Source organism: Pseudomonas sp. GCM10022186, assembly GCF_042656385.1.
In the GTDB taxonomy this organism is placed as follows: Bacteria; Pseudomonadota; Gammaproteobacteria; order Pseudomonadales; family Pseudomonadaceae; genus Metapseudomonas.
Map to the genome: position 1 here is coordinate 59,515 of NZ_JBHSOU010000067.1, position 22,964 is coordinate 82,478.

The 22,964-nt window shown below is 65.5% G+C and carries 18 protein-coding genes; 9 read left to right on the forward strand and 9 right to left on the reverse strand.

The annotated features are described in order from the left end of the window. Positions 1-34: 34 nt before the first annotated feature. Positions 35-1,738 carry an AMP-binding protein gene (locus ACFPU0_RS24995; protein ID WP_377695985.1) on the reverse strand — a complete coding sequence of 568 codons (1,704 nt, stop codon included), beginning with the start codon at positions 1,736-1,738 and terminating at the stop codon, positions 35-37. 387 nt (positions 1,739-2,125) lie between these two features. Between ACFPU0_RS24995 and ACFPU0_RS25000 the strand changes: the two genes are divergently transcribed. After that, the gene (locus ACFPU0_RS25000; protein WP_377695986.1) at positions 2,126-3,091 is read left to right on the forward strand and encodes a LysR family transcriptional regulator; all 966 of its coding nucleotides are present in this window, start codon (positions 2,126-2,128) and stop codon (positions 3,089-3,091) included. A gap of 148 nt (positions 3,092-3,239) precedes the next feature. On the opposite strand, the gene ACFPU0_RS25005 is transcribed toward ACFPU0_RS25000, so the two are convergent. Together ACFPU0_RS25005 and ACFPU0_RS25010 are read right to left on the reverse strand one after the other, a co-directional pair. Beyond that, entirely contained in the window at positions 3,240-5,720 is a 2,481-nt protein-coding gene (locus tag ACFPU0_RS25005; protein ID WP_377695987.1) for a putative bifunctional diguanylate cyclase/phosphodiesterase, read from the reverse strand. Between the two features lie 393 nt (positions 5,721-6,113). After that, positions 6,114-6,986: a LysR family transcriptional regulator gene (locus ACFPU0_RS25010; protein ID WP_377695988.1), complete on the reverse strand. Its 873-nt coding sequence runs from the start codon at positions 6,984-6,986 to the stop codon at positions 6,114-6,116. A 92-nt stretch (positions 6,987-7,078) separates the two neighbouring features. Between ACFPU0_RS25010 and ACFPU0_RS25015 the strand changes: the two genes are divergently transcribed. Further along, positions 7,079-8,104 (forward strand): YeiH family protein, encoded by a 1,026-nt coding sequence (locus tag ACFPU0_RS25015; protein ID WP_377695989.1) that lies wholly within the window; start codon positions 7,079-7,081, stop codon positions 8,102-8,104. A gap of 60 nt (positions 8,105-8,164) precedes the next feature. Here the strand turns inward: ACFPU0_RS25015 and ACFPU0_RS25020 are convergent, their stop codons facing one another. Next, positions 8,165-9,070 carry a LysR substrate-binding domain-containing protein gene (locus ACFPU0_RS25020; protein ID WP_377695990.1) on the reverse strand — a complete coding sequence of 302 codons (906 nt, stop codon included), beginning with the start codon at positions 9,068-9,070 and terminating at the stop codon, positions 8,165-8,167. Between the two features lie 133 nt (positions 9,071-9,203). Here ACFPU0_RS25020 and ACFPU0_RS25025 point away from each other — a divergent pair, with 133 nt between their 5' ends. Genes ACFPU0_RS25025 through ACFPU0_RS25040 form a run of 4 tightly spaced genes read left to right on the forward strand, consistent with a single transcriptional unit; the run spans position 9,204 to position 13,415 of the window. Then, entirely contained in the window at positions 9,204-10,253 is a 1,050-nt protein-coding gene (locus tag ACFPU0_RS25025) for an agmatine deiminase family protein (protein ID WP_377695991.1), read from the forward strand. A 4-nt stretch (positions 10,254-10,257) separates the two neighbouring features. Continuing rightward, positions 10,258-11,166, forward strand: a complete 909-nt coding sequence (aguB, locus tag ACFPU0_RS25030; protein ID WP_377695992.1) for an N-carbamoylputrescine amidase — start codon at positions 10,258-10,260, stop codon at positions 11,164-11,166. A gap of 2 nt (positions 11,167-11,168) precedes the next feature. Next, positions 11,169-12,272 (forward strand): extracellular solute-binding protein, encoded by a 1,104-nt coding sequence (locus ACFPU0_RS25035; protein WP_377695993.1) that lies wholly within the window; start codon positions 11,169-11,171, stop codon positions 12,270-12,272. An 18-nt stretch (positions 12,273-12,290) separates the two neighbouring features. Next, entirely contained in the window at positions 12,291-13,415 is a 1,125-nt protein-coding gene (locus ACFPU0_RS25040; protein WP_377695994.1) for an agmatine deiminase family protein, read from the forward strand. A 428-nt stretch (positions 13,416-13,843) separates the two neighbouring features. Here the strand turns inward: ACFPU0_RS25040 and ACFPU0_RS25045 are convergent, their stop codons facing one another. From ACFPU0_RS25045 to ACFPU0_RS25065, 5 genes are all read right to left on the reverse strand, one after another. Continuing rightward, the gene (locus ACFPU0_RS25045) at positions 13,844-14,305 is read right to left on the reverse strand and encodes a methyltransferase family protein (RefSeq protein WP_377695995.1); all 462 of its coding nucleotides are present in this window, start codon (positions 14,303-14,305) and stop codon (positions 13,844-13,846) included. Between the two features lie 199 nt (positions 14,306-14,504). Continuing rightward, complete coding sequence (locus tag ACFPU0_RS25050; RefSeq protein ID WP_377695996.1) at positions 14,505-15,449, reverse strand: threo-3-hydroxy-L-aspartate ammonia-lyase; 945 nt, start codon at positions 15,447-15,449, stop codon at positions 14,505-14,507. A 318-nt stretch (positions 15,450-15,767) separates the two neighbouring features. After that, positions 15,768-16,277: a Bro-N domain-containing protein gene (locus tag ACFPU0_RS25055; protein ID WP_377695997.1), complete on the reverse strand. Its 510-nt coding sequence runs from the start codon at positions 16,275-16,277 to the stop codon at positions 15,768-15,770. Between the two features lie 392 nt (positions 16,278-16,669). Continuing rightward, the gene (locus tag ACFPU0_RS25060; RefSeq protein WP_377695998.1) at positions 16,670-18,379 is read right to left on the reverse strand and encodes an amidase; all 1,710 of its coding nucleotides are present in this window, start codon (positions 18,377-18,379) and stop codon (positions 16,670-16,672) included. A gap of 270 nt (positions 18,380-18,649) precedes the next feature. Then, complete coding sequence (locus ACFPU0_RS25065; RefSeq protein ID WP_377695999.1) at positions 18,650-19,582, reverse strand: LysR substrate-binding domain-containing protein; 933 nt, start codon at positions 19,580-19,582, stop codon at positions 18,650-18,652. Positions 19,583-19,735: 153 nt separating this feature from the next. On the opposite strand from ACFPU0_RS25065, the gene gtdA reads away from it, so the two are divergent. The 3 genes from gtdA (at position 19,736) to ACFPU0_RS25080 (ending at position 22,956) form a co-directional block, all read left to right on the forward strand. After that, complete coding sequence (gene gtdA / locus ACFPU0_RS25070; RefSeq protein ID WP_377696000.1) at positions 19,736-20,791, forward strand: gentisate 1,2-dioxygenase; 1,056 nt, start codon at positions 19,736-19,738, stop codon at positions 20,789-20,791. An 18-nt stretch (positions 20,792-20,809) separates the two neighbouring features. Then, positions 20,810-21,508: a fumarylacetoacetate hydrolase family protein gene (locus tag ACFPU0_RS25075; protein WP_377696001.1), complete on the forward strand. Its 699-nt coding sequence runs from the start codon at positions 20,810-20,812 to the stop codon at positions 21,506-21,508. A gap of 83 nt (positions 21,509-21,591) precedes the next feature. Beyond that, on the forward strand, positions 21,592-22,956 hold the full coding sequence (locus ACFPU0_RS25080; protein WP_377696002.1) for an MFS transporter: 1,365 nt from the start codon (positions 21,592-21,594) through the stop codon (positions 22,954-22,956). Positions 22,957-22,964 lie beyond the last annotated feature (8 nt).

Sequence of the window (22,964 nt, forward strand, 5' to 3'; positions counted from 1 at the left end):
TTGGATTCGGGAGGGCCGGCCTGGCGGCCCGGTTTCAGCCCTTGAGCTGCGGGAAGTCTTCTTCGAAGTACTCCTGCGGGCCACGTGCATCGCCCTGGCGACGCTGCACTTCCATCTGCCGCAGTTCCACCCGGCGGATCTTCCCGGAGATGGTCTTGGGCAGTTCGCGGACGAACTCGATGCGCCGCACCCGCTTGTAGGGCGCCAGGTGCTCGCGGGCGAAGGCGAGGATGTTGCAGGCCAGTTCGGCGCTGCCGGGTTCGTCATGGGCGAGGATCAGGAAGGCCTTGGGCACCGCCAGGCGTACCGGGTCGGGGCTGGGCACCACGGCCACTTCCATCACCGCCGGGTGCTCGATCAGCGCGCTCTCCAGCTCGAAGGGGCTGATGCGGTAGTCGGAGGCCTTGAATACGTCATCGGCGCGGCCGACGAAGGTGATGTAGCCGTCTTCATCGATCTGCGCGGTGTCGCCGGTGCGGTAGTAGCCGTCCCGCATCACTTCGGCGGTCTTCTCCGGGCTGTCCTCGTAGCCGAGCATCAGGCCCAGGGGGCGCACGTCCAGCGGCAGGGCCACTTCGCCCTCGTTGCCGGGCATGCCGTCGGGGTCGAGCATGGTCACGCGGTAGCCGGGCAGCGGCCGGCCCATGGAGCCGGGCTTGAGCTTCTGGCCGGGGGTGTTGCCCACCAGGGCGGTGGTTTCCGACTGGCCGAAACCGTCGCGCAGATCGAGGCCCCAGGCCTGCTGGACCTGCTCGATGATCTCCGGGTTGAGCGGCTCGCCGGCGCCCACCAGTTCACGCAGGCGCAGGCGGCCGCGGTAGCTGGCCAGGTCTTCCTGGATCAGCATGCGCCAGACGGTGGGCGGGGCGCAGAGGCTGGTCACACCATAGCGTTCCAGCACGCCGAGCAGGGCCGGGGCGCTGAAGCGCGAGGTGTTGTGGATGAAGATGCAGGCACCGGCGTTCCAGGGGGCGAAGAAGCAGCTCCAGGCATGCTTGGCCCAGCCGGGGGAGGAGATGTTCAGGTGCAGGTCGCCGGGCTTGAGGCCGATCCAGTACAGGGTGGACAGGTGGCCAACCGGGTAGCTCTGGTGGCTGTGCAGCACCATCTTCGGCTTGGAGGTGGTGCCGGAGGTGAAGTACAGCAGCATCGGGTCGGTGGCGAGGGTGACGCCATCGACCTCGAACCCGGCGGAGTATTCCAGGGCCGCGTCGTGCGGCGTCCAGCCCGGGGCGCCCTGGCCGACGCTGATGCGGGTGCAGCCTTCGGCCAGGCCGTTGAATTTCTCCAGGTTGGCGCTACCCACGACCAGGTGGCGGACATGGCCACGCTCGATGCGGTCGCGCAGGTCGTCGGGGGTCAGCAGGGCGGTGGCGGGGATCACCACGGCGCCCAGCTTGAAGGCGGCCAGCATGGTTTCCCACAGGGCAATGTCGTTGCCCAGCATCATCAGGATGCGCTCGCCGCGCTTCACGCCCAGGGCACGCAGGTGGTTGGCGACGCGATTGGAGCGCTGCGCCAGCTCCTGGAAGCTGTAGCGCCGCTCGCTGCCGTCTTCCTCGACTATCCACAGGGCGCGCGCCTGGTTGCCGCTGGCCATGGCGTCGAAATAGTCCAGGGCCCAGTTGAACTCCGTCAGCTGCGGCCAGCGGAAGTCGCGCACGGCGGTGTCGTAGTCGGTCCGGTGGGCCAGCAGGAAATCGCGGGCGGCCAGGAAGGGGAGGCAGTTGTCGTTCATGGTGGGGTGCCCTTGCTTGTTTTTGTCGGGTCATTCCAGCCTTTGAGCGGCTCGGTGGCTTGAGTATAGGAAGGCGTAAATCAAATAAGAATGCGCAGAAAAACCGGTGCGATGTGCAAAAAAATCATGGTCGAGGGTGAGTCCGTAACCCGGCCGAGATTCCGTACGCGGTGCGCCGCGTGCACCGGTCATTGACGGCGGCGCGGGCTCCCGATAGCAGCCGTAGGCTGGGTAGAGCGAAGCGAAACCCAACACGCGCAGGCGGGTGGGGATCTTCGCCGGATTTCATTGGGCTACCGAGTTCGGCGGTGCCTTTGTTGTGGCGCGTGGTGACCGTTGTGCGTATATATCGGCATCCATCCACCAATGAACAGACGAAAGATCCTGATGGACATGCAAAAAAGTGCCAAGCTCGACCAGGTGAAGTGGGACGACCTGCGCTTCTTCCTGGAAGTGGCCCGTACCCGTACCGCCACCGGGGCCGCGCGTCGGCTGGGCGTCGACTACACCACGGTATCGCGGCGCGTTCGCGCCCTGGAGCAGGCGCTCGGCGCGTTGCTGTTCGAGAAGTCGCGGGCGGCCGGCTTCGTCCTCACCGTTGAAGGTCAGCGGTTGCTTGGGCACGCCGAGACCCTGGAAAGCACGCTTCAGGCGGCCTGCGAACAAGTCTCGGGCACTCGCCTCGGGTTGTCGGGGCATGTGCGCATCGGCTGTACCGAGGGTTTCGGCTCCTACTTCGTCACCGCACAGATGAGCCGCTTCCTGGAGCGCTACCCGCACATCTCGGCGGACATCCTGCCGGTGCCGCATTTCGTCAGCCTGTCACGCCGCGAGGCGGATATCGCCATCACCCTGGAGCGCCCGGAACGCGGTCCCTACGTCTGCTCCAAGCTCGCCGACTACCGCCTGCGCCTCTACGCCTCGCCCGAGTACCTGGCCAGGCATGCACCGATCCAATCCCGCGACGACCTGGCCGGCCATCCCTTCATCACCTACGTCGAGGACCTGGCGTTCAGCCCCAAGCTGCTCTATCTGAACGACCTGCTGCCAGGCGCCATGAGCCAGCTGCGCAGCACCAGCGTCATCGCCCAGTACCAGGCCGCGCTACAGGGCCAGGCGCTGGCCATCCTGCCCTGCTTCCTGGTGGCCGGGGATACGCGATTGCAGGCGGTGCTTCCGGACGAGCTGGAGGTCACCCGGCAGTTCTGGATCTACTACAGCGAGGACCTGCGCAGACTCAAGCGGATAACCCTGGTCGCCGAATACCTGCACACCTGCGCCGAACTCAATCGCGCCTGGCTGCTTGGCGAAGACAGCACATTGCACATCCCGACCCTGGAACAGCTCCAGTAACCGGCTCGGCCCGTCACGACGGAGTTGGCCTGGTAGGGTGCGCCGCGCGCACCAGCGGTACATCCCGGCGCAACATCGGTGCGCATGGCGCACCCTACAGTGAACCATGCGTGGGAGGCATACGTGGGCAGGCTTGGCCCATGGGCGATCAGTGCGCGGCCATCAGGCGATCATGCACGTACTCCCTGAACTGCTCGGCCGTAAGTGGCGGCGAAAACAGGAAGCCCTGGAAGGTCTGGCAGCCATGGTTCATCAGGAAGGTGCGCTGGGCCTCGGTCTCCACGCCTTCGGCAATCACCGAAAGCCCCAGGATCTGGCTCAGGCTCACGATTGCGCAGGCGATGGCGGCATCGTTGGGATCGATCAGCACGTCCCTGATGAAGGACTGGTCGATCTTGAGCTGATCCAGCGGCAGGCTCTTCAGGTAGGAGAGCGAGGAGTAACCGGTTCCGAAATCGTCCAGGGAAAGGCCTATGCCGATATCCTTCAGCCGGATCATCTTGGCCACCGTGCTTTCCACATCCTCTATGAGCAGGCCTTCGGTAAGTTCCAGTTTCAATTTCTTCGGATCGGCCCCCGTGCACTTCAGCACGTCCAGCACTTCCTCGACGAAGTCCGGATGGTGGAACTGGCGGGCGCTGACATTCACGGCCATGACGAAGCGGGCGGTTTCCGGATGCCTTGCCCAGGCGACCAGTTGGCCACAGGCCGAATGCAGGGCCCAGCGGCCCAGCGGCAGGATCAGCCCGGTTTCCTCGGCCAGGGGGATGAACTCCGCGGGCAGCACTATCCCGCGTTCGGGATGCTGCCAGCGCATCAGGGCCTCCGCGCCGATGACCCGGCCATCGCAATTGACCTGCGGCTGGAAATAGAGAAGCAGCTCCTTGCCCTGCAGCCCCTGGCGCAGGTCGGCTTCCAGCCTGGCACGCGCGGTGGCGACCGCCTGCATTTCCGGATCGAAGAAGCACAGGGTATTCCGGCCCGCCGCCTTGGCGCGGTACATCGCCAGGTCGGCGCGCTTGATGATGTCGTCCACGGTGTTCAACTGCCCCTGGAACAGGGCGATGCCGAGACTCGGGGTGCTATGGTGCTCATAGCCGTCCAGTTGGTAGGAAATGTTCAGCGACCTGAGGATCTTTTCGCCAATCGCCTTGGCCTGGAATGCCGCCTCAGGCGGGTTCTCACTGAGATTTTCCAGCAGGACGACGAACTCGTCGCCGCCGAGGCGCGCCACCGTGTCGCTCTCGCGTATGCAGCTGGTCAGGCGCAGTGCAACCTGCCGCAGCAGCATGTCGCCCCTGTCGTGGCCCAGCGTGTCGTTCAGTGCCTTGAAGTTATCCAGGTCGATGAGAATGACCGCGTTGGTGTGCAGGCTGCGCGAGCTGGCCGCCAGCACGTGCTGCAGCCGGTCCAGCATGAGCCGCCTGTTGGCCAGTCCGGTCAGTTGGTCATAGAAGGCCAGGCGTTTGACCTCCTGCTCGGCCACCTTGCGGTGGGTGATATCGGTATTGATCGACAGCACGGATTGGGGTTGGCCGTTATCGTCGCGCACCAGGGTCCGGTGGCTCTCGAGGGTGATGGTGCAACCATCCCGGCGCCTCAGCGTGACTTCGCCGACCCAATCGCCAGTTTCGATCAGGCTGTCGTTGGCGGCATTGAACGAGGAATTGGCCTGGTGGAACAGTTCCCGTGCCGATCTGCCAAGGGCCTCTTCCTTGGAAAAACCGTAGAGGCGCTCGGCGCTCTTGTTCCAGTAGAGGATGCGCTGGTCCATCCCGTAGACGACGATGGCGTCCTGGGCCTTGTCCAAAAGTGACGCCTGCTGGCGGAACTGCCGCTCGCTTTCATGCAGGACGGCGAGATAGCCCTCCCTTTCCACCGCCTGCGCTTCCATCTCGCGCCTGATCTTGCGTCCATAGATAACGGCGGCGCTGACCATCAGCAGCACGAACATCATGATCGCGTACTCGACCCGGCGCAGCTCTTCGACCGATTCCAGTTCCTCCTCCAGGAGCTTGCTCTGGATCAGGCCCACGCGCTCCCGCACGGTGGCGAGCGAGGAAAGCAACTTGGCGAATTTCCTGTCCATCGTTGCCATGCGCTTGCCGGCATTATCCGACTGGCCCTCCCTGAAGTAGGAAAATATCAGCAAGGCCTCATTCACCATTTCCACCATCGCGGCGTCGACTTCGCCCACCTCACCCTTCAATGCAAGGGTGAAGGCTCGGACATCCGCACTGTGTTCGGCCTGACGGGCGATTCGCTCGTTCAGCTGGGTATTGACCATGGCCAGGTGTTCGTTGAATGCGCGCAACGCCTCATTCATGTTTCGCGATTCGGCCTCGACATCATGGGTGTCGAACACGTTGTTGCCCGGCGCATTGACTTCGGACGCGAGGCTGCCCAGCGTCGAATAGCTCGACAACTGCTGGACCCAGGACTGGTTCGCCTTGATGGAGCGGTGGTAGGTATCGACGATAAGGTGATTCAGCAGCACGCTCAGCACGACGACCAGCACGTCGAAGCCGGCGAGGAAGAAATACATGCGATGCCATCTGGTCGGGCGCGGACTCTTCAAGCTGCCTTGAGCGTCTTGTGCTGCGGCGCTTTTACTCTTGAAAAAATCCATTTCACAATCTCCAGACACATTCCTTCCATATGGATCTGCAAAAGCGCTGTTCGGAAACCAGTCAATCCGTATCTGTGGGGTTATGCACCTGTCGGAGACGCATGCGGACGGCCCGCCCGTCGTGCCAGCACTCCAAGCATAGCTACCAGTTGGCCATTAATCTTTCCGCCGATTGACCGTTCTGTGCCGATCGTCCAGACCGCAAATCCTTGCGGATCTTCAGTCGTCGAAGGGGAATGTTCGGCGTCCGGTTTTGGAAGCCCGTTCAGCCTCTGCAGGACTGGGCTGGAGGTGAGCCGAGCGTCACCCCTCTCCACTTCAGGGAGAGGGGCCGGGGGTGAGGGGAGTTGCCGGCTGGCCCGGTGCTGGTCCATTTCGCGAATGAATTCGCTCCTACAGGAAATCCAGGAAGCGCTTCAGCCCACGGGTCGGCTGCTTGTCCTGGTGGATGGCGCGATAGAACACACGCTTCAGCGGGCCGCTGGGAGAGGGCAGGGTGCACAACTGGCCGAGGGCGAGTTCGCTGCGCACCATGATGCGCGACACGCAGGCGATGCCCGCCCCGGCGATCACGCAGCGCTTGATCGCCTCGCCGTCGGAAACCTCCAGCAACTGGCGCGGGCTGCCCAGCCAGGGGCCGATCAGGTGCTCCAGCATGTTGCGGGTGCCTGAGCCCGGCTCACGCATGATCCAGCGGGCCGTCGCCAGCTCCTCGGCGCTCGGCTTGGGCTGGCGTGACAGCGGGTGGCCAGGCGCGGCGATCAGCACCAGTTCGTCTTCCAGCCACGGCCGCACATCGATATCCGGGTGCTGCACCGGCCCCTCCACGAAGGCCACGTCGACGGTGAAGTTGCACAGCGATTCGACGATGCGCTCGGTGTTCTCAACCTTCAGCTCCAGGCGGCTATCCGGCTCCGCTTCAAGGAAGGCCGCCAGCTTGTCCGGCAGCAGATAACCGCCAATGGTCGTGCTGGCGCCGATGCGCAGATGGCAGCTGAGCCGCTGCTGGAACAGCGATTCCACTTCCTGGGCGCCTTCCAGGGTGGCCTGCGCATGGGGGTACAGGCGACGGCCGTGCTCGTTCAGCACCAGGCGCTTGCCATGGCGATCGAACAGCCGCGTACCGAGCTGATGCTCCAGGTCCTGCAGGGACATGCTGGCCGCCGACTGGGTGAGGCTGAGCTCCTTGCTGGCGCGTGTGACGCTGCCCAGGTCGGCGATGGCGATGAAGGTGGCGAGTTGTCGGAGCGTGATTCGGCACTGCATATCAGCATTCCTGATATGACCAATAAGAATAGGTTGCTTCGTTCAGGTTATATGCGAGGGCAAGCTTGCGCTACCACAAGCGAGGTATCGCCATGCTAGCCCTGAGTCGTATCGAACGTTCGCCATTCTTCCTGCTCGCTGGAGCCGGAACCAGTTTCCTCCTGGCCGGCCTGGCGCTCTGGCTGTCGAATTCTCCGGCATTGCAGGGCTCCGGGTTCGGCGCGCTGACGCTGGCCATGCTGCTGGGGCTGCTGGCGGGCAACCTGGCCAGCGATCGTGTCCATGCCGTGCTCGGGGCAGGCCTGCAATTCTGCAAGCAGCCGGTGCTGCGTTTCGGCGTCGCGCTCTACGGCCTGCGCCTGACGGTCCAGCAGGTCCAGGCACTGGGCGTACAGGCCTTCGTCATCGACGCCCTGCTGATTATCTCCACCATGTGCCTGGCGATCTGGATGGGCACCCGGGTCCTGCGCCTGGAGCGCGAGACCGCCATCCTGATCGGCGCCGGCCATGCCATCTGCGGGGCCGCGGCGATCCTCGCCAGTGCCGGCCTGGTGAAGGGGCGCAACGACCAGGTGGCCATCGCCATCGCCTGCGTGGTGCTTTTCGGCACCCTGGGCATGTTGCTCTATCCCTGGTTGTTCACCCTCATGCCGACGCTGTTCGGTGACAGCCACGGATTCGGCGTATTCGCCGGCGCGACGCTGCACGAAGTCGCCCAGGTGGTCGCCGCGGGCCAGGCCATGGACCCGCAGGCCGCCGAGGCGGCGATAGTGGCCAAGCTGATCCGTGTCCTGTTGCTGGCGCCGTTCCTGCTGGGGCTGGGCTTCTGGCTGGCCCGCCGCTCCGCGCCCGGCCGGGCGGCAGCGCCGGTCAAGGTGCCACTGTTCGTCATCGGCTTCGTGGCCTGCATGCTGCTCAACTCCTGGCTGCCCCTGCCAGAGGCCATGCACCAGGCGATGGTCGGCCTGGATGACCTGCTGCTGGCCGCCGCCATGGGCGCCCTCGGCTTCAGCACCCGCCTGGCCGACCTGCGCAGGGCCGGGCTCAAGCCGCTGCTGCTGGCCTTCGTGCTGACCGCGCAACTGATCGTCCTGGGCGGTGCCCTGAGCTTGATCTGAGTGCGCCCTGCTCAAGCGAAGCGCCGGGGCTGGCCCCGTGATCGGTGCGCATGGCGCACCCTACCGCGGAGCCGGTGCAGGAGTTTCGCCCCGGGTGCGTTGGTGGGCCCCGCCCGCAAGGGCCTCGACCAGCCAGTCGCAGAAGCTGCGGGTGAGCGGATCGCTTTCGCTGTCACGGTGTACCAACCAACTCCAGTTCGGACCGCGCACCGTTCGCTCCGCCAGCGGCACCAGCTCGCCCTGAGACCGCGCGCGACCAGCCAGCAGCTGGCTGACCAGGGCGATGCCCAGCCCCTGGCTGGCGGCATCCAGCAACAGGCCGGGGTCGGAGAAGTTCAGTCCCTGGCTTTGCTGGCCGACATCGGTGCCGCCCTGTACCTGCCAGTGGCTCCAGTCCATCTCGCGCTCGCCATGCAGGGTGGTCCGCGCATCGGCCGGCAGTTCCAGCAGGCCTGGATGGCAGGCGGGGTACAGGCGATCTTCCAGCAGCACGCGGAAGCTGCATTCGGCCTGGGCACCGAGGTCGTCGCGCACAGCGATGTCGATGGTCTGGGTGGCCATGTCCGGCGTTTCGTCAGTGGTCAGGAGCCAGAGATCGACTTGCGGGTGGCGCCTGTGGAAGTCCGCCAGGCGCGGCACCAGCCAGTGGCGGGCGAAGGCGGGTGTGGTGTTCACCACCAGTTGGTTGGGCTTGCGGTACTGGTCCAGGCGGCGGATGCCCACGGCCAGCTGTTGCAGCAGCGACTGGGTTGTGCTGAGCAGGTCGAAGCCGGCATCGGTCAGCGCCACGCTGCGGCCGTTGCGGAAGAACAGCGGCTGTTCGAGGAAGCTTTCCAGGCTGCGGATCTGCTGGCTGATGGCCGACTGGGTGAGGTGCAGCTCTTCGGCGGCCTTGTGGAAGCTGCCCAGCCGGGCGGCGGCTTCGAAGCCGCGCAGGGCATTCAGGGGTGGCCAGTGTTTCAGCATGATCGATAAGTCGTGCTAATCAGGAGTCCGCAGAATCTATCGTTTGTTGGCGCCGTTTTACAGGCCTAGCATGCACGTCATTACCGCGGCCACGGTTTTCAGTGATAACAAAATCTTAACTGAAGGCACTTGTATGCAATTCAACGATTCGCAGAGCGGCTGGGTCATGCCTGCCGAATGGGTACAACACGCCGCCACCTGGATGGCCTTTCCCCATAACCAGGCCTTGTGGGAGAACGGCTGGGGCGTGACCCTGGCCGAGGTACAGGTAGACTTCGCCCGTGTGGCCAACGCCATCGCGCGCTTCGAACCGGTGAAGATGGTGGTGGACCCCTCCGCCCTGGCGCGGGCCCGTGAGCTCTGCGGGCCGAACATCGAGCTGGTCGGGCTGGCAATCAACGACAGCTGGTGCCGTGACTCCGGCCCGAGCTTCGTCTGCCATCCGCGCCTGGGCACCGCCGGCGTCAACTGGCGCTTCAATGCCTGGGGCGGCAAGTCGGCCTTCGACCTGGACGAAAGCCTGGCACGGCGCATCCTCAACGGCCTCGGCCTGGAGTGCTTCGACACGCCGCTGACCAACGAGGGCGGCGCCATCCATGTGGACGGGCAGGGCACCCTGATCACCACCGAATCGGTACTGCTCAACAGGAACCGCAACCCTGGCATGAGCAAGGCCGAGATGGAGGAGATCTTCTCCCGCCTGCTGGGTGTGAAAAAGACCATCTGGCTGCCGGGCGATCCCGACTATGTCACCGGCGACATGACCGACGGTCACGTCGATGGCGTGTGCGCCTTCGCCCGGCCTGGCGCGCTGCTGGTGGATGCGACCCGTGATTCGTCGTCGGTCTATGCCGAGGTCGTACGGGAGAATCGCCGCGCCCTGGAACTCTCCACCGACGCCCAGGGACGCCGCTTCGAGATGCTCGAACTCTTCGAGGCCAGCGAGGCAGTGGACCGGGAGGCCGAGGTGTTCTGCGCCTCCTACACCAACTTCTACATCGCCAATGGCGCGATCATCATGCCGGCCTACGGCATCGCCGCCGACGACGAGGCGGCCGCGACGCTGCGCCTGGCCTTCCCGGGGCGCGAAGTGGTGCCGGTGCGGACCAACCAGCTGGCCCACGGCGGCGGCGGCGTGCACTGCATCACCCAGCAACAGCCGGCCTGGCCGCTGAAGGGGTGATGCGATGACCATGCTGACCGTCGCCACCACCCAGTTCGCCTGCAGCTGGGACCTGGAAGACAACCTCGACCAGGCCGAGCGCCTGGTGCGGGAGGCCGCCGCCAAGGGCGCGCAACTGATCCTCCTGCAGGAGCTGTTCGCCACCCCGTACTTCTGCATCGAGCAGGACCACAAGCACCTCGCCCTGGCGGAGGAATACGGCAACAGCCGCCTGCTCCAGCGCTTCGCCCGCCTTGCCCGTGAACTGGGCGTGGTGCTGCCGCTGAGCTGGTTCGAGCGTGCCGGCAACGCCTTCTTCAACTCGCTGACGGTGGCCGATGCCGATGGCCGCCTGCTGGGCCTGTACCGCAAGACCCATATTCCGAACGCCATCGGCTACCAGGAGAAGGAGTACTTCAGCCCCGGCGATACCGGCTTCCGCGTCTGGGACACCGCCTTCGGCCGCATCGGCGTCGGCATCTGCTGGGACCAGTGGTTCCCCGAGACCGCTCGCTGCATGGCACTGATGGGCGCCGAGGTGCTGCTCTATCCGACTGCCATCGGCTCCGAGCCAGGTGCGGTGGAGCTGGATTCACGCGACCACTGGCAACTGATCCAGCGCGGCCATGCCGCCGCCAATATCCTTCCGGTGATCGCCGCCAACCGTGTCGGCCAGGAAGTGGCGACCACCGACCAGCAATTGCGGATGCGCTTTTACGGCTCGTCCTTCATCACCGATCACAAGGGCAGGCTGTTGGCTGAAGCCGACCGCGACACCACTGGCGTACTGGTGCAGCGGCTGGACCTCGCCGCCATGGCAGAGGAGCGCCTTGACTGGGGCATCTATCGTGATCGCCGCCCGGAAATGTACGGCCCGCTGCTGGGGCTGGATGGTCGTCAACCCCATGTGCACTGGCAAGCGCCGGGAGTATGAAAATGAATGCGCTGAACAAGTTGCTGATTGGCTCGCTGGGCCTGGCCTTGAGTTGTGCAGTGCTTACGGCCAAGGCCGAAGAGAAGACCCTGCGCCTGTACAACTGGGCGGACTATTTCGCCGAGGACACCCTGGCCAACTTCACCAAAGAGACCGGCATCCAGGTGATCTACGACGTCATGGATGGCAGTGAGACGCTGGAGGCCAAGATGATGTCCGGCCACAGCGGTTACGACCTGATCTTCCCCGGCGACACCGTGGCCGAGCGACTGATGCGTGCCGGCGCCCTGCAGAAGCTGGACCAGAACAAGCTCGAGCATCTGGACGACATCGAGCCCGGGTTGCGCACCCTGCAGACCAAATACCCCTATTCGCGGCACGCCACCGTGCCCTACACCTGGGGCACCATCGGCCTGACCTACAACCAGGAACTGATCGACAAGCGCCTGGCCGATGCCCCGGTCAACAGCCTGGACCTGATCTTCAAGCCGGAACTGGCGGCGAAATTCGCCGATTGCGGCATCTCGATGATCGACTCGCCCGATGAAGTGCTGGCCGTGGTACTCAACTACCTCGGCCACGATCCGCGCAGCGCCAAGCCGGACCAACTGGCCGAAGCAGTGGCGCTGCTCAAGGGCATCAAGCCGTACATCCGCAAGTTCCAGTCGCAGCCAGTCACCCAGTTGGTCAATGGCGACATCTGCCTGTCTCTCGGCTACAGCGGCGACATGACCCAGGCCCAGCGCGCCGCGGACGAAGCCGGCAAGCGGATGCGCTTCCAGTACCGCATCCCGCGGGAAGGCACCACGGTATGGATGGACACCATGGCCATCCCGGCCGATGCCCGGCACCCGGAATACGCCTACGCGCTGATCAACTTCATCATGCGTCCCGAGAACATGGCGGCGATCAGCAACGCCACCGGTTACCCGACCTCCAGCGCCAGGGCCAGGCCGATGGTGGATGCCGATATGCGCAATAACCCGGACCTCTATGTCGACGAGGCGACCTACGCGCGCCTGATCCCCGGCAAGGACATTCCGCAGCGTGAAATGCGTGCACGAATGCGCGCCTGGACCACCTTCAAGACCGCCCTTCAGGACTGACCGGCAAGAGGACCCACCATGTCTACACGTCGTGACTTCATCAAGCAGCTGCTCGCCGCCAGCGGAATCGGCGCCGTTGCCTCCGTCAGCCTCGGGCTTGGCGCGGCCCGCGTGCCTACCGCCCTGGCGGGCAGTTGGTACATGCCCGACGAACACGGCCCGCAAGAGCGGGTGATCCTGGCCTTCGGGGCCTCTTCACGCGTCTGGGACGGCTGGGAGACCGCGGTCAACGACACCATCGCCCGGCTGGCCAGGACCATCGCCAGGTACCAGCCGGTTACCGTGCTGTGCCGGGCCAATCAGCTTTCCCTGGCCAGAAGCAAATGCGGCACGACCAATATCGACTTCCTCACCATGGCGCTGGACGACGTCTGGGTACGTGACTACGGCGGCTGTTTCGTGGTCGACGGTGCGGGGGGCCTGGGCCTGGTGGATTTCAACTTCAACGGCTGGGGCGACAAGCAGGCCTCGGCCAACGACACGCGCGTCGCCAATGTGCTGAGCTACGAGCTGGAGGTCGATTACATTCGCAGCGCGCTGGTGGGCGAGGGCGGCGGCATCGAGGTGGATGGCCATGGCACCGCGATCATGACCGAAAGCTGCTGGGTCAACGGCAACCGCAACCCGGGGCTCGGCAAGGCGCAGATCGAGGCCGAGCTGAAGGCCAACCTCGGCCTGCGCAAGATCATCTGGCTGCCGGGCATCAAGGACAAGGACATCACCGACGCCCACATCGACTTCTACGCGCGCTTCGTCAAACCCGGCGTGGTGATCGCCAACCTGGACAACGACCCCGGGTCCTACGACTACGCCGTGACGCGCAAGCACCTGGAAATCCTCAACGCCGCCACCGATGCCGATGGGCGCAAGTTGGTGGTCCACACCCTGCCGCCGCCCCTGACCGTGCGCAGTAACCAGTACACCCGGAACAACCCGGACTTCGCGCCGGGCTACATCAACTTCCTGCCAATCAATGGCGCAGTGATCGCCCCGCAGTTCGGCGACGCGGAGGCGGACAAGTACTGCAAGGACCTGCTGACCAGGCTCTATCCGGGGCGGGTGGTGGAGCAGATCAATATCGACCCGATTGCCGCAGGTGGCGGCGGGATTCATTGCGTGAGCAAGAATCTTCCGCTCACCTGACGCTGTCGGGACACAGGGGTAACGCTGTAGGGGCGAATTCATTCGCCAAGGGCAACGCAGTTGCCCCTCATCCCCCCGGGGCAGGCCTGCGGCATGCACAGCGATTGAAATCGCCCCAACAGGAGCGAGCTTTGCCAATTGCCAAACGGTCTCTGCGAATGAGGATTGGATCTGTTTCCCAAAGGAGGCCGCCGAAGCTTCGCGAGTAATCGCGGATGGGGAAGGTGCTACGACGGCCAGGGGCCCTTCTCCGTGGGGCCTTACTGAAATTCTAGTTCCCTAACGTGGGTGGGAACCGAACATGGCTCAAAGGTGCGAGATAGACCGCTCTTGGCCGGCAGCAGCCATCCGCTTGATCGATTGGCTGCTACCGATCCCGCCGGCACATCGAGCGTGGGGATCATTCCGCCGAGGTCGGCTGTCCTGCATCAGAGCCACCTGCGCACGCGGATTCGATAGGCGCTGAAGGCTTCCCCGAACAGGCCTGCCAGGGCCTGCTCTTCCGGGCCGATCTGGAAGCGGTTCATGTAGAGCACGAACCCGGCTACGCCCAGGAGTGCGATCGGGGAGGCGAGGTAGATCGACCACGCGACCAGGACGATGGCGAAGCCGAGGTACATCGGGTTGCGCGTGTAGCGGTAGATGCCGGCGCTGACCAGCGCGGTGGCCGTGTCCGGCTTCAACGGGTTGACGGTGGTCGCGGCGCGATGGAAGGACAGCACTCCGCTGAGGCACACCGCCACGCCCACCAGCAGCAGGGCGAGCGAGGCGCCAGTGCGCCAGACGGCGGCGGCGTCGATAGTCGGTGTCAGCAGCGAAAGCAGCCACATCAATATCCCGAACAGGATTGCAACCAGGGGCGGCGGTATGCGGTGCTCCAGCCAGTTCATATGCTCGGCTCCTTGCCTGTGTGATTTCGAAGTGAACCAGGTAACCCGGCAGTTCCAGCCCGGCGCGGGCGACGGGCTCCTACGACTCTAGCAAGCGCGCCTGAAAGGGCCAGCATCACCAGTGCCAATGTGTCTGGATGGAGCGACGCCATTGACCAGCAGGGTGCGCGGCGCGCACCAGGTTGCGATTCAGCGAGCCTCAGCACCGATCAACGTTCCCGCCGCTGATGAGGACGCCGACGCGCTTGCCCCTGAGCTGGTCCTTCATCTGGCGTGCCGCCGCGAAACCGAGGCAGCCGGTGGGTTCGACGACGATTTTCATGCGAGAGGCGAAGAACGCCATGCAATCGACCAGTTCGGGGTCGGTGGCGGTAAGGATGTCGTTGACGTCGCGACGGATGATCGGGAAGGTCAGTTGGCCGAGGTGCTGGGTCTGGGCGCCGTCGGCGATGGTCTTGGGCGTGTCGATATGAACGATCTGGCCCGAGCGGAAGGACTGCTGGCCGTCGTTGCCCGCTTCGGGCTCGACACCATACAACAGCGCTTCGGGCGACAACGCCCGGGTGGACAGGGCGGAGCCCGATAGCAAGCCGCCGCCACCCAGCGGCACGAAGAGTACGTCGAGCAGGCCGACTTCCTCGAACAGCTCTGCTGCAGCCGTCCCCTGGCCAGCCATGACGTCGGGATGGTCATACGGCGGGATCAGGGTCAGGCCGTGCTTCTCGGCCAGCTCGCGCCCAATCTGCTCCCGGTCCTCCTTGTAGCGGTCGTAGACCACGACATTGCCGCCATAGCCTTTGGTCGCCGCGACCTTGGTGGCCGGCGCGTCATGGGGCATGACGATGGTCGCGGGGATGCCCAGCAGCCTGGCGGCGAGCGCAATGGCCTGGGCATGGTTGCCGGAGGAATAGGTCACCACGCCAGCGCGGCGCTGTTCGGCGTTGAACCTGGACAGTGCATTGAAGGCGCCGCGGAACTTGAAGGCGCCCATGCGCTGGAAGTTTTCGCACTTGAAGAACACCTCGGCGCCGAGTTCAGCGTTGACCGTTCGGGAGGTCAGCACCGGCGTACGGTTGGCGTGCCCCTTGAGCCGGGCAGCGGCGGCGAGCACATCGTCGAAGGTGGGCAGGCTGGGATGGGTCATGGTCGATTCCCGCTGAGAAGGGTTGGATACACCGCCGCAAGACCTTGCAAGCATGGGGCACGTTGAGAGTTCTCGCTACTGAACGCCAGGCGGTCAGCTACCGGTGCCAACCGCCCCAGCTGCCTACGCACCAGGGGCCAAACTCCCGCACTTGCTCCACCGCAGGGTGCGCACACACGGTGCACCCCGCAAAGAGATCGGTCTTGACCCCAACCGTAGGGTGCGCTGCGCGCACCGATTGCGGGATCGGTCGTCGCGCGACGTTCGACAGCCGGTGCGCACGGCGCACCCTACGGCTGGACTTGTGGGGGCGTGGCTTTACCAGTCGCCGAACGGCATTCGCTTCCAGCTCGGCTCATCCCTCAATGCCGGATCATCATGGGCGGCCATGAATACCGGCAGATCCCGCCGCGCAATCCACAGCTCCCCCTGCCACTTAACCACCCCGATGCGTTGGTCCGCCCAGCTCATGAAGGCCCGTTGCGGCGTCGCATCCGGATCGCGGTGATAGTCGTGCAGCGTCGGCAGCAGCTCTTCGCTGAGCCAGCGGGCGATGCGCCGATTATCCGGATGCCCGAAGCGATAGAGGGCGTGATAGGCCCCCTCATCGCTGATCACTTCCAGTTCTTCCAGCACCTCGGAGGCGTACTTCAGCCGCACCGTGCGCCGCTGGTGCGCGGCCATGCGCCTGGCCAGCAGGTGGGCGCGTGGCGCGGCGATCAGGCGGGCGAAATCGTAGGCGACGAACCAGGGCCGGTTGTCGATCATCACCGCCCGCAGATGCTGGGCATGGCGTTGGAACACTATGGGGGTATATGCGTCGTGCATGGTGGATCTCCTATCTCGGTTAAGGAGCTGCCGCCATTCGCTGTCATTCGAAGGGTGGCAGACCGCGCGGGGTTGACAGACCGGAGATAGGACCGGCAGACCCGAGGGTCTCCCCGCGCGATCTGCCATAGCGCAGTGCAGTTGCAAAACTGCATGCGAGCAAAGGCCTGCAAAAAACGTCCGCCGTTTTTCGCATGCACCTTGCGGCGCAATCGCGCCTATCTGTCGGGCTGTCAAACCCGGTCACGGGATTGACCGTGGCCGGGGCAGGATAGGGAGGGCAGGGCGCAAGGGCAAGCGGCAGAGTCGTTGCCTCATGTAGGGAATACGGCTCGATGCCTTGCCGAGACTGAGCGGGATCGGGGCCCGTACCGCCCCGATCCCGCCACTTTTCAGCCGCGTTGCAGTGGTGGGGTGCGCGGAGGGATCAAGCGCTTCGAACCGGTGGATTCGAAGGCCGACGCGAAGCGCAGCAGCGCCGAATCGTCATAGGCGCGACCGGCGAAGGTCAGCCCTACCGGCATGCCGATGTCCGGCATCACGCCCATCGGCACGGTGACCGTGGGGACGCCCAGGTGGCGGATGGCGAGGTTGCCGTTGGCGACCCAGATGCCGTTGCTCCAGGCGATATCCGCGGACTGCGGATTCACGTCGGCGTCCGCCGGGCCGACGTCGGCCACGGTCGGGAAGATCACCGCGTCCAGCCCCAGTCGCTCCATCCACTCCTCGAGGTCGATGCGGCGCGTCTCCTCGAGTCCACGCAGCCCGTCGGGGAGGGTGGGGATCTGGTCCCAGGGAGTGATGCCGCGCTCGGCCATCTTCACGTACTCGTCCATGCCGGCGGCCAGGTCGCCTTCGCGGTTGGGCAGGGTTCCCGGGTCGTGGGGGAAGATCTGCGGCCCGTCCACGTCCACCAAGCGGTTCAGCTGCGGATCGCCATTGGCGCGCAGGAAATCATCGAACGCCCAGGCCGACAGGTCCCACAACTCGTGGTGCAGGAACTCCTTGGAAACCAGGCCGCGCGTGAAGACAGTCGGCGCGCCAGGGCGATCACCCTCGCAATTGGAGACCAGCGGGAAGTCGACTTCGACCACTTCGGCGCCGGCGGCTTCCAGTGCCTTGCGAGCCTCTTCCCAGAGCCCGATCACCGAGGGGCGGGTGTTGATTCGCTGCCCGGTCGGGCCACCGATACCCGGCGCTTCGCTGGTGCCCGCATCGGGGTCCTTGTTGATGTACATGCGCGGAACGCCGAAGCGCTTGCCCGCCAGGGCGTCGGCTTTCGCGGCGAGTTCCAGGTAGGAAGCGGGGCGCACCGAGGCGACGCTGGGAATCGGCACCCAGGGTTGCATCCGCCACAGGTCGCCCCGGGTGTCGGGGTCATCCGCCACCACCACGTCCAACACCTCGAGGAGGTCCGCCATGGTCCTGGCGTAGGGCACGACAACGTCCATGGTCGGGGTCAGTGGCCAGTTGCCGCGCACCGAGATCACCCCACGGGAAGGGGTGTAGGCGCACAGGCCATTGTTCGAGGCGGGCCCGCGTCCGCTCGACCAGGTTTCTTCAGCCAGGCCGAATGCCGAGAAACTCGCCGCGGTTGCGGTACCGGCGCCATTGGACGATCCGGATGCGAAGGGCGCGGTGAGGTAGTCGGCGTTGTACGGGCTCTCGGCACGGCCGTAGACCCCGCGTTGCATGCCGCCGTTGGCCATGGGCGGCATATTGGTCTTGCCCAGGCAGATGGCGCCGGCGGCACGCAGCCGCTCGATGGTGAAGGCATCGCGATAGGCGATCAGCTTGGCGAATGCCGGACTGCCGGAAGCCGCGGTGAGCCCTTTGACCAGGTAGCTGTCCTTGGCGGTGTACGGAATGCCGTCAAGCGGGCCAAGGGTTTCGCCCCGGGCCCGGCGGGCGTCGGAAGCCTCGGCCTCCTTGAGCGCATCGGGATATCGAACCACCACCGCGTTGAGGGCGGTGGGGGTGTCGGGACCATCGTAGGCGTCGATTCTGGCGAGATAGGCCTGGACCAGCTCGACGGCGGTGGTGCGGCCGGACTCGAGGGCGGCACGCAGTTCGGCGATGGAAACCTCGGTTACCTCGATCATGCTGTCACCACTTGCTGCTGATGGGGTTTGCAGCGCGTGTTTCCATCACGCTGCACATTGGGCTCAGAGGAATCATTCAATTCAAAGCCGGCTCTCATATCTGTCCTTGTTTCACCGCGTCATGTGGCAGGGGCTGGATTTGCAACCTGGGCCATCCAGGTTCCCGAACGCACTATTTTGCACCAAGCCGGTTGCGGAGGAACCGTTGTAACGGCCTGCCCGCTGATATCGGCTTGGGGCGGAAAGCGGACCTCGCCACCCTCAGGCAGTTCAAGCATCCGCCCGCCGAATCGGACTGCGTGCAGCCTCCCGCAGGCTGTCCAGCAGATCAAGCACGGCGCTTTCCGGGTGCGCCTCGTCGCGCCAGCACATGCCGATGGAGCCTTCGGCCTCCAGCTCGAAATCCAGCCGACGCAGCAGGCCGCGGCCATGGAAGTGCTCGGCGACGCGACCGGAGGCCACCGAGAGCATGTCGCTGTTCTGCATCAGCCAGAGGTTGGCCATCAGCGATGAGGATTCCACCCGGCAGGGCAAAGGCTTGAGACCGGCATTGCTCAGGGCCGTGTCCAGGCGGGTGCGGATCGGCGTTCCCGGCGGCCAGAGCAGCCAGTCGTACTGGTAGAGATCCGGCCAGCGCAGGTCCTTGCGCTGCAGCAGTGGGTGCCCCGGCCGCGCTACCACCTGCATGGGTTCGCGGAACAGCATCTCGCTGTTGAGGCTCGCGCTCGGCTGGTAGTTGTCCACCCGTCCGACCACCACATCCAGTTGTCCCAGTTCCAGGCGCTCCAGCAGCACGTTCATGGTGTTTTCCTGCAGCGAGACCTGGGCCCTGGGGTGACGCTTGAGGAAGTAGAGGATGGCGTCCGGCACCAGGCTCGGTGCCGAGGCGGGGGAGGTGCCGATGGCCACGTTGGGCGTGTTGCCCTCGCGCAGGGCCTCCAGGTTGCTCTGGGCGCGCTCCATCTCACTGAGGATGCGCCGCGCGTGCCCCACCAGCAGGGCGCCTTCTGGTGTTGGCCGCAGGCCCCGGGCGTGACGCTCGAACAATACCGCTCCGGCGTCCTCCTCCAGTTCCTTGAGCCATTTCGACAGGCCTGGCTGGGTGGTGAACGCCTGGCGCGCGGTATCGCTCAGGCTGCCCGTCTCGGCCAGGTTCACCAGCAGTTGCAAGTGGCGCGGGCGCAGGCGGCGGGTCCAGTGCATGGCGGGATCTCCTATACGTTTTAGGGTATGTCTCTATCTGAAAATATCATTTTTATCGTATGTCTTGCGGGAGTTTAATCGCTGCAACGACGGGGCCGCTGCCCAAGCCCACGCGCCCCGCCAGCCACTTCACAGCCCGTCACAGGTGAAGCGATGAATAACAACGACAACATCGGCAACGCGCGCGCCGAGTTCTACCAGCGCATCGATACCCAGGCGCTGTTCCCGCTCTGGGAACAGCTGCACAACCTGGTTCCCCGCCAACCCACCAGCGACTGCGTGCCCGCCTTGTGGCGCTTCAGCGAGCTGCGTCCCTACCTGATGGAAGCCGGCCGGCTGATCAGCGCGGAAGAGGCGGTGCGCCGCGTGCTGGTGCTGGAGAATCCCGGCATCCGTGGCCAGGCGTCCATCACCCCGAGCCTCTACGCCGGCCTGCAACTGATCCTCCCTGGCGAAATCGCTCCCAGCCATCGCCACACCCAGTCGGCCCTGCGTTTCGTGGTGGAGGGCCGGGGTGCCTACACCGCGGTGGACGGTGAGCGCACCACCATGGAACCGGGTGACTTCATCATCACCCCGTCCTGGACCTGGCACGACCATGGCAACCCGAGCGAGGCCGAGGGTGGCGAGCCGGTGATCTGGCTGGATGGCCTGGACATCCCCACCGTGCGCTTCTTCGGCGCCGGTTTTGCGGAGAACTACCCGGAGGCGGTACAGCCTGTCACTCGCCCCGAGGGCAACAGCCTGGCGCGCTATGGCGCCAACCTGCTGCCGGTGCGCCATGAGGTGCGCGACGCCACTTCACCGATCTTCAACTACCCCTATGCCCGCACCCGCGAGGCGCTGGACACCCTGCTGCGCCAGGGCGAACTGGACGAATGGGACGGCGTGAAACTGCGCTACGTGAACCCGGCCACCGGCGGCTGGGCCATGCCCACCATCGGCACCTGCATGCAGCTGCTGCCGCGTGGCTTCGCCGGCAAGACCTGGCGCAGCACCGATGCCACCGTTTTCTCCGTGGTGGAAGGCAGCGGCCGGGCGCTGATCGCCGGGCAGAGCTACACCTTCGCTGCCAAGGACATTTTCGTGGTGCCCAGCTGGGCGCCGGTAAGCCTGCGTGCCGATGAGGAATGCGTGCTGTTCAGCTACTCCGACCGCCCGATCCAGGAAGCCCTGGGGCTCCTGCGTGAAGCCCGCGAAACCCATTGAACCGAGGAACCCGCTGCCATGACCTTTGTATTTCCGCCGCAAGCGCCCACCAGTCTCCCAGTAGCCGGAAGCGACGCGCGCTTCCCTGTCCGCCGCGTTTACTGCGTGGGCCGCAACTACGCCGCCCATGCCCGTGAAATGGGCTTCGACCCGGATCGCGAGCCGCCGTTCTTCTTCTGCAAGCCGGCCGACGCCGTGGTGCCGGTGGCCGACGGCCAGACCCTGGAGCTGCCGTACCCGGCCGAGACCAGCAATTACCACTACGAGATCGAATTGGTGGCGGCCATCGGCAAGGGCGGTCGTGACATCCCGGAGGAGCGCGCCAATGAACACGTCTGGGGTTATGCGGTGGGCCTGGACATGACCCGTCGCGACCTGCAGATGAAGATGCGCGAGATGGGCCGCCCCTGGGAGATCGGCAAGGCCTTCGATGCTTCCGCCCCCATCGCGCCGCTGCACCCGGCCAGCACCATCGGCCATCCCTCAAGCGCCGGCATCTGGCTGCAGGTCGATGGCGCCGACAGGCAGCGCAGCGACATCGACAAGCTGATCTGGTCGGTGCCGGAAACCATCGCCTACCTCTCGCGCTTCTTCGAGCTGCAGCCGGGCGACCTGATCATGACCGGCACGCCCGAAGGCGTCGGCCCGGTGGTGGCAGGCGAGCTGATGACCGGCGGCGTGGACGGTCTCGGCGAGATCCGCGTGCGCGTGATCTGACTACCGCGGGCCGGCGCTCCCGGCCCGCTATCCCATACCGATAAACCGGCCGCCGCACACCGCGCCGGCCCGGAGGGTTCCCCATGTCTTCCACACACAAGAACAACAGCGTGGATGTGCAGGACTTCATCGATGGCCATGCCGTCGCTCCTTTCCAGTGGCTGGTCCTGATCCTGTGTTTCCTGGTCACCGCCGTCGACGGCCTGGATACCGCCGCCATCGGTTTCATCGCCCCGGCCCTGCGCGAGGAATGGCAGCTCGGCGCCAGCGACCTCAGCCCGGTGCTCGGCGCTGCCCTGGTGGGGCTGATGCTCGGCGCCTTCATTGCCGGCCCCCTGGCCGACCGCTTCGGCCGCAAGCGCATCCTGATGCTGTCGGTGGCCTGCTTCGGCGGCTTCAGCCTGCTGGCGGCCTTCGCGCCCAATGTCGAGATGCTGTCGCTGTTGCGCCTGCTCACCGGCCTCGGCCTGGGCGGTGCCATGCCCAATGCCATTACCCTGACCTCCGAGTATTGCCCGCAGCGACGCCGTTCGCTGATGGTCACCAGCATGTTCTGCGGCTTCACCCTGGGCTCCGCCTTGGGTGGCGTGGTGGCGGCGCACCTGGTGCCGGCCTTCGGCTGGCGCAGCGTGCTGATGCTGGGCGGCGTGCTGCCGCTGGTACTGCTGCCACTGCTCGGGTGGCTGCTGCCGGAGTCGGCGCGTTTCCTGGTGCAGCTCGGCGCAGACAGCGCTCGCGTGGCGGGCATCCTGCGCCGCATCGGCCCGCTGCCGGCGAGCTGGGACGGGAGCTTCAGCATCCAGCAGGGCGAAGTGGGGCAGCGCGCCGCCTCGCCGATCCGGCTGATCCTCGGCCGCCCCCTGCGCCTCGGCACCCTGATGCTCTGGGTCGCCTTCTTCATGAGCCTGATGATCATCTACATGATGACCAACTGGCTGCCGCTGCTGATCAAGGACACCGGCCTGTCCCTCAGCCAGGCGGCCATGATCAGCGCCATGTTCCAGATCGGCGGTACCGCCGGCGCCGTCTGCCTGGGCGCCGCCATGGACCGTTTCGACCCGCACCGCGTGCTGGTGGCGGCCTACCTGCTGGGCGCCGTCTGCCTCTTCGCCATCGGCCAGTACTACACCCACTACGGCCTGCTGACCCTGTGCGTGGCGGGCATGGGCTTCTGCATCAGCGGCTCGCAGGTGGGCGCCAATGCCCTGGCGGCGGCCTACTACCCCACGGCCAGTCGCGCCACCGGAGTGAGCTGGGCCCACGGGGTGGGGCGCATCGGCTCGGTCTGCGGCACCCTTGGCGGCGGCTTCATGCTCGGCCTGGGCCTGGATTTCAGCAGCATCTTCGCGGTGCTGATGTTGCCTGCCGCGCTCGCCGCCACCGCGATCTTCCTCAAGGGGGCGCGGGCGCTCGCCACGGCGCGCGCCGCGTCCCCGGCCCTTCTCTGAACCCAGTG

Bases quoted from the DNA above. Each gene is read 5' to 3' on its own strand.
- ACFPU0_RS25010 (WP_377695988.1), bottom strand. From the start codon at position 6,986: ATGCAGTGCCGAATCACGCTCCGACAACTCGCCACCTTCATCGCCATC.
- aguB (WP_377695992.1), top strand. From the start codon at position 10,258: ATGACCATGCTGACCGTCGCCACCACCCAGTTCGCCTGCAGCTGGGAC.
- ACFPU0_RS25020 (WP_377695990.1), bottom strand. From the start codon at position 9,070: ATGCTGAAACACTGGCCACCCCTGAATGCCCTGCGCGGCTTCGAAGCC.
- ACFPU0_RS25045 (WP_377695995.1), bottom strand. From the start codon at position 14,305: ATGAACTGGCTGGAGCACCGCATACCGCCGCCCCTGGTTGCAATCCTG.
- ACFPU0_RS25035 (WP_377695993.1), top strand. From the start codon at position 11,169: ATGAATGCGCTGAACAAGTTGCTGATTGGCTCGCTGGGCCTGGCCTTG.
- ACFPU0_RS25060 (WP_377695998.1), bottom strand. From the start codon at position 18,379: ATGATCGAGGTAACCGAGGTTTCCATCGCCGAACTGCGTGCCGCCCTC.
- ACFPU0_RS25080 (WP_377696002.1), top strand. From the start codon at position 21,592: ATGTCTTCCACACACAAGAACAACAGCGTGGATGTGCAGGACTTCATC.
- ACFPU0_RS25025 (WP_377695991.1), top strand. From the start codon at position 9,204: ATGCAATTCAACGATTCGCAGAGCGGCTGGGTCATGCCTGCCGAATGG.
- ACFPU0_RS25000 (WP_377695986.1), top strand. From the start codon at position 2,126: ATGGACATGCAAAAAAGTGCCAAGCTCGACCAGGTGAAGTGGGACGAC.
- gtdA (WP_377696000.1), top strand. From the start codon at position 19,736: ATGAATAACAACGACAACATCGGCAACGCGCGCGCCGAGTTCTACCAG.
- ACFPU0_RS25040 (WP_377695994.1), top strand. From the start codon at position 12,291: ATGTCTACACGTCGTGACTTCATCAAGCAGCTGCTCGCCGCCAGCGGA.
- ACFPU0_RS24995 (WP_377695985.1), bottom strand. From the start codon at position 1,738: ATGAACGACAACTGCCTCCCCTTCCTGGCCGCCCGCGATTTCCTGCTG.
- ACFPU0_RS25050 (WP_377695996.1), bottom strand. From the start codon at position 15,449: ATGACCCATCCCAGCCTGCCCACCTTCGACGATGTGCTCGCCGCCGCT.
- ACFPU0_RS25065 (WP_377695999.1), bottom strand. From the start codon at position 19,582: ATGCACTGGACCCGCCGCCTGCGCCCGCGCCACTTGCAACTGCTGGTG.
- ACFPU0_RS25075 (WP_377696001.1), top strand. From the start codon at position 20,810: ATGACCTTTGTATTTCCGCCGCAAGCGCCCACCAGTCTCCCAGTAGCC.
- ACFPU0_RS25055 (WP_377695997.1), bottom strand. From the start codon at position 16,277: ATGCACGACGCATATACCCCCATAGTGTTCCAACGCCATGCCCAGCAT.
- ACFPU0_RS25015 (WP_377695989.1), top strand. From the start codon at position 7,079: ATGCTAGCCCTGAGTCGTATCGAACGTTCGCCATTCTTCCTGCTCGCT.
- ACFPU0_RS25005 (WP_377695987.1), bottom strand. From the start codon at position 5,720: ATGGATTTTTTCAAGAGTAAAAGCGCCGCAGCACAAGACGCTCAAGGC.